Here is a 472-nt window from a genome sequence, read left to right on the forward strand (position 1 = left end):
CATAGAGGAAGACGACGGTGAAATCGGAGAGCCAATCACACCCGAGCCTGCTCTGAGCTTCGACGAACCCTGGATCGACACCCCCCTCTGCACCAGCTGCAACGACTGCACCAATCTCAACCCTCTCCTCTTTCTCTACAACGAGGACAAACAAGCCATGCTCGGGGATTTGAATGCAGGTACCTACGCCCAACTGGTAGAAGCCGCCGAGCTCTGCCCCGCCGACTGTATCCATCCGGGTAAGCCCTGGAACCCGGACGAGCCGGGACTTGAGGAGTTGGTTGAGCGGGCGGTGGCTTATAATCAGTAGCCTAATGCAGCATGAGTGATACGTGTAGCGATAGCAGCCTTTTCCCGGTAGTACAATAGGTTGGCACACTAACCATTAACTGTTAGAGGCTGTCTAAAAACTAACATATTGATTTCAAAGCGGTAGGCTGGGTCGAGGGACGAGACCCAGCAAGCCAGACTT

Annotated in this window: 1 protein-coding gene; it reads left to right on the forward strand. The window is 54.2% G+C overall.

All coding sequences use genetic code 11. From position 1 onward, the window contains the following. The coding region (locus BQ17_RS08620) for a ferredoxin (RefSeq protein WP_141699178.1) at positions 1-310 on the forward strand (310 nt) is incomplete at its 5' end. Positions 311-472: the final 162 nt, after the last annotated feature.

The organism is Candidatus Thiosymbion oneisti, from assembly GCF_900092655.1.
In the GTDB taxonomy this organism is placed as follows: domain Bacteria; phylum Pseudomonadota; class Gammaproteobacteria; order Chromatiales; family Chromatiaceae; genus Thiosymbion; species Thiosymbion oneisti.